This is a genomic window from Verrucosispora sp. SN26_14.1, assembly GCF_004307965.1.
Lineage (GTDB): Bacteria > Actinomycetota > Actinomycetes > Mycobacteriales > Micromonosporaceae > Micromonospora.
The window spans coordinates 1-4895 of the sequence record NZ_SISL01000440.1; the positions used below are offsets into that span (position 1 = coordinate 1).

Here is a 4895-nt window from a genome sequence, read left to right on the forward strand (position 1 = left end):
GCCCGTCGCCGGTCGCCGGGTCGCGGGTCGCCGGGTTGCCGAGTCGCCCGTTGCGGCGGCGCGGGCAGCCTGTACCCGCCTTCCGGCGATCTTTGTCACCTGCCCGCGCGGCCGGGCCGGTGGGACGGGAGGATGGGGGAGTGAGTGCACCCATTCGCGCGTCGTCGATCCTGCCCGGCCGCCGGGAGGACATCGAACTGCACACCGCGGACGGACTGCGGCTGGTCGGTGAGCTGGCCCGCCCGGCCGACCGCGAGCCGGTGGCCACCCTGGTCTGCCTGCATCCGCTGCCCACCCATGGCGGAATGATGGACAGCCACGTGTTCCGCAAGGCGGCCTGGCGACTGCCCGCGCTGGCCGACCTGGCCGTGCTGCGGTTCAACACCCGAGGCACCAGCAGCGTGCGCGGCACCAGCGAGGGCAGCTTCGACTCGGCCGTCGGCGAGCGGTACGACGTGGTCGCCGCCATCGAGTACGCCGAGTTCCACGAGCTGCCGAACATCTGGCTGCTGGGCTGGTCGTTCGGCACCGACCTGGTGCTCAAGTACGGCGGTGACCCGGCCGTGTCCGGCGCGATCCTGCTCTCCCCGCCGCTGCGCTTCTCCGAGCCGGCCGACCTGGCTCACTGGGCCGAGTCGGGCCGACCGTTGACCGCGCTGGTGCCGGAGTTCGACGACTACCTCCGCCCCGAGCAGGCCCGCGAGCGGTTCGCCGCAGTGCCGCAGGCCGAAGTGGTCGGGGTGCCGGGGGCGAAGCACCTCTGGGTCGGAGACGCCGAGACGGTGTTGGACGAGGTGGTCCGGCGGGTCAACCCGGCGGTGCCGGTGCCGCTGCCGACGACCTGGGACGGTCCGATGGAGACCGGCGACGCCAGCGCGTACGCCGACCGCACGGTGGCCGCCTTCGCCGACACCCCGGTCACCGGCCCGGAGCAGCGTCGCGCCGACTGAGTCCTGCCGGTCAGCGGCGATCCTGGCGGGGGATCACCACCTCGCGCAGGACGATCTGGATCGCGGCGACCGTCGGGATGGCGATCAGCGCGCCGATGACCCCGAGCAGTGACACCCCGAGGAGCGCGGCGACCAGTGCCGCCACCTCGTTGACGTGCACCGACCGACGCATGATCTTGGGGTAGAGCAGGTAGTTCTCGATCTGCTGATAGATCACGAAGAACACGATGCAGGCGATGCCGACGGACGGCTCGGTGGCGAACCCGACCAGGCTGACGACCACCGCGCCGAGCGTCGCGCCGATCTGCGGGATGAGGTCCGTGATCGCCACGACCACGGCGAGCGCGAACGGGTACGGCAGGCCCACCGCGAGCGCGAAGACGAAGGCGGCGACACCGGCCAGCACGGCGATGGAGAGCGCGCCGACCATGTACGCGCCGACCTTGGTCAGCATCTCGTCCCCGATGAGCTGCACCCGCTCCCGACGCGAGCGCGGCACCAGGGCGTACGCGAGGTCGCGCATCCGGTCGAAGTAGACCAGGAAATAGATCGTCAGCACCAGCACGGTGAGCACCCGGAACAGCGTGCCGAAGAGGAACTGGGCACCGCCGAGCACACCGCCCAGCGCCCGACCGACCACGTCGGCGCTGGCCAACTCCTGCGCCCGCCGCATCAGGTCGAACTGTTCCACCAGATCGTTGACCGTCTCGTTGCGACGCAACGACTCCAGGTAGCTCGGCAACTGGTCGATGAACTGCGTCGTCTGGGTGACGATCGGCGGCACCAGGGCCAGTACGCCCGCACTCAGCAGCGCCACCACGACGAGCGCCACGAGTGCCACGGCCAGGCCGCGCGGCACCCCCCACGACCGCAGGCGCACGACCGCCGGGTGCAGGCCCACCGCGAGGAACAGCGCGATGACCACCAGCACGACCATCCCGGCCGCGTTGCGCAACCCCAGATAGACGGCGTACGCGAGCAGCACGCCGAGCGCACCGGTGAACCCGACCAGGAAGCTGTTGCGCCGCAGCGGTCGCCCCGGCGTACCGAACCGACCCGCCTCCACTCCGGCCGGACCGTCCATTGCCCCGGAGGCCGACGCTTCCCTGGCCATCTCGGCAGTCGACGAGCTTTCGTGGTCGGAGCTCACCGCCATCGCCCTGGGCTGCCCCGCCGTAGGCTGTTCCCCGGCACGCTGGCCCGCTCGGGGCTGGTCCCTGTCGTCCTGGCTCGCGCTGTCGTGCTGGCCCGCCCTTGGTTGCTCACGTTTGGGTTGCTCTCGTTCGGGCTGCTCCGGCCCGTCCTGCGCCATTCGGTCTCCCCGCTCTGGCCCGGGCTGATCGCTGCCTGAGCCGTGTCGGTCCCGCCTAGCCTCGCTGGCCGTCGGATCCTGCTCGGCAGGGTAATGCGGGGTCGGCGGACCGAGCCAGCAGATGCGTCGTATCGGGGGCTGCTGAGCCGCCCGACCGCTCGTGGGCCGGGATGACTCGACCAGGGCGGTGGGGCTTTGCTGCTGGTCACCGACCCGCGTGGTCGCTCACCCTCGCGGTTGCCACCGGCTCAGCGCTGTTTGATCTGCCGGATGAACGAGCGCCAGATCTGCGGGGCGAATGCGAGCACCGGGCCCTGCCGGTCCTTACTGTCGCGGACCGCGACCACGCCGGGCAGGTTGTCGGCCACCTCCACGCAGTCGGTGTTGCCGCTGCGGCTGGCGGTGCGCCAGGTCGCGCCGTTCAGGTCCATGACTTCGCCACCCTGTCGAGGAGTTCGATCGACTGCTGGCGAGACAGCGCCTCGTTGCGCACCGTCTCCCAGCGCGCCAACAGCGTAGCCAGGTCCGTCTCGCTGTCGGTCGGCGTGGCGGTCAGTTGGTTCTCCATGATCGCCACCCAGCCGCCCTCCTCGCTGCGGGCCAGCGAGAACGGACCGGAGAGCCCGATGTGCACCCCGACCCCGAGCGGGACGACGTGGATGCTGACCTGGGTTCGCTCCGCGCAGGCGATCAGGTGCTCGATCTGGTGCACCATGACAGGCCAGAAGCGCTCCTCCCTCCGATGCAGGACGGCCTCGTCGACGACCGCGATGAGTTGCGGCGGCTCCGGCTGGGTGAGGACGGTCTGCCGGTCCAGCCGGGCGGCGACCCGCCGGTCCACCTCCTCGTCGCTGAGCAGGTCGTCGCAGCGGATCACCGCGCGGGCGTAGCCCTCGGTCTGCAACAGGGCCGGGATCAGCGTGGGCTGGAAGACCCGGAGTTGCCGGGCCATGCGTTCGGCGTCCAGCCACGGCAGGAACCACGAGGGCTGTCCCTCCCGTTCGGCGATCCGCTGCAACGCGACCAGCAGCCCGCCGGAGCGCAGCACCTCGTCGGCGCGGGCGAGCAACGACCGGTCGTACGGTCGGCTGCCGGTCTCGACGGCCGAGACCATCGACGGCGAGTAGTGCACCTGCTTGCCGAACTCCTCCTGACTGAGCCCGGCGGCCACGCGCAGTCGGCGAAGCTGCGCCCGGATCAGGTCCGCCGTCGTTCCCTCCACAGTGCCTCCACAGTCTGCGCCCGAGAAACGCTCGGGATTTCCGGTCGGGGGCGGGACTTCGCAGCGGTACGACGACCAGCCTCGATGCCTTCCGACAGTAGTGGTTTGCTCAGCAGACTGTCAGCCATGCCGGACTGGTTCGTAGCCGAGGGGGCGCGGGCTGGGCCAGGCCGGGGCCGCCCCCGCCTTCCCCCCGCGTGGGCGGCCCCTCCCGCAGTCCTGGCCGCATCCGTCGTCGCGTGAGCGGCAGGTGTGTCCGGGCTTTCCCGAGGGAGGTCGATGTGCGCAGTCAGCGTTGCCAGTGCCCGACGAGGTGGCGGGCGAAGGGCAGTTCGCCGGGCGGCCGGTCATGATCACGACACGCCTGCCCGTACCGGGTGACGGTCCCCGTCCCGAGCGCCCCCGCTCCGTCGGCAGTCGGCCCCCGCACACCCCGCTCCGGCCGACCTGGTGTTGCCGCGCCGACGGGCAGCCGTGGCCCTGCGGAGAGGCCCGCCTGCTGCTCCGGATGGAGTACGACGCCAACAGCGCCGGCCTCACCATCTATCTGGCCGGTCTGATGTACGAGGCGATGCGGGACCTGTACCACCTGAACCCGCACGACGGCCCTGAACCCCGGACGCTGTTCGACCGGTTCGTCGCCTGGGGCGCGGCCCGTCGACCGATCGCCCACCGCCGCCCCGACTCACTCTGACCGCCGAGCACCGAGCACCGGGTGCTGAGCATCGGGTGCCGGGTGGTAGGTGCCTTACCGGGTGCCGGAAGCCGGAGTTCGGGACGCGGCGCGGTGTTCAGCCCTCGGCGGGCCGGGGCAGGGCCGCGTCGCCCCGCATCCGGCTCAGTCCGAGGTGACCTTGCTCGGCTTGGCGCTGCGTTCGTCAGTGGTCGGCTTGGTCGGGCGCTTGCCGTTCTCGCCGGTGCTGGTGATCTTCGTCGGCGTGGCGCTGCGTCCGCCGGTGCCGGGCACCGCCGCCACCGTCGGTTCGCCGTCCACACCGGCGCTCGCCGTACTGCCGTCGACCGAGGTCGGCTCGGTGGCCGGCTTCGCCGTCGCGTCCTCGACCGTGGTGACCGGCTCCGCGACCGGCTTCGTCGCCGGCCCGTCGTCGTCCGTGGTCGCCGACGCCGTGGCCGGTCCGTCGTCACCTGCGGTCGCGGGCCCCGTGGCCGGTCCGTCGCCACCCGTGGCCGCCGACCCGTCGTCACCTGCGATCGCGGGCCTGGTGGCGGTGTCGGCCGCGCCACCCGGTCCGCTCGCCGCACCGACGACGCCGTTGATCGGGCGGTTGCCGTTGACGGCGACCGGCGCCGTGGCGGAGGCAGCCGGGACAGACGCGGTGGTGGCGGAGGCACCCGTGGTGGAGGCGGCCATGGCGGCGGCCGGGGCGGGCGCGGCCACGGTGGCGGGAGC

General features: G+C 72.2%; 5 protein-coding genes and 1 pseudogene. 3 read left to right on the top strand and 3 right to left on the bottom strand.

What is annotated here, in order from left to right; genetic code table 11:
- Positions 1-140 precede the first annotated feature (140 nt).
- Entirely contained in the window at positions 141-950 is an 810-nt protein-coding gene (locus EYA84_RS26470; RefSeq protein WP_131056390.1) for an alpha/beta hydrolase, read from the top strand.
- 10 nt (positions 951-960) lie between these two features.
- Here the strand turns inward: EYA84_RS26470 and EYA84_RS26475 are convergent, their stop codons facing one another.
- The 3 genes from EYA84_RS26475 to EYA84_RS26485 all read right to left on the bottom strand — a co-directional run bounded on the left by EYA84_RS26475 (position 961) and on the right by EYA84_RS26485 (position 3484).
- A complete protein-coding gene (locus EYA84_RS26475; protein WP_394347616.1) occupies positions 961-2034 on the bottom strand; it encodes an AI-2E family transporter in 1074 nt (357 codons plus the stop codon).
- 476 nt (positions 2035-2510) lie between these two features.
- Positions 2511-2693, bottom strand: coding sequence for a DUF397 domain-containing protein (locus EYA84_RS26480; protein ID WP_131056393.1), 183 nt, complete (start codon positions 2691-2693; stop codon positions 2511-2513).
- Positions 2684-3484, bottom strand: a complete 801-nt coding sequence (locus tag EYA84_RS26485) for a helix-turn-helix transcriptional regulator (protein ID WP_131056395.1) — start codon at positions 3482-3484, stop codon at positions 2684-2686. Before EYA84_RS26485 ends, EYA84_RS26480 begins: the two co-directional genes overlap by 10 nt.
- Before the next feature lie 349 nt (positions 3485-3833).
- Here EYA84_RS26485 and EYA84_RS26490 point away from each other — a divergent pair, with 349 nt between their 5' ends.
- Both EYA84_RS26490 and EYA84_RS32900 read left to right on the top strand, forming a co-directional pair.
- Positions 3834-4178 carry a hypothetical protein gene (locus EYA84_RS26490; RefSeq protein WP_131056397.1) on the top strand — a complete coding sequence of 115 codons (345 nt, stop codon included), beginning with the start codon at positions 3834-3836 and terminating at the stop codon, positions 4176-4178.
- 196 nt (positions 4179-4374) lie between these two features.
- A pseudogene (locus tag EYA84_RS32900) lies at positions 4375-4895 on the top strand (hypothetical protein); the annotation flags it as partial.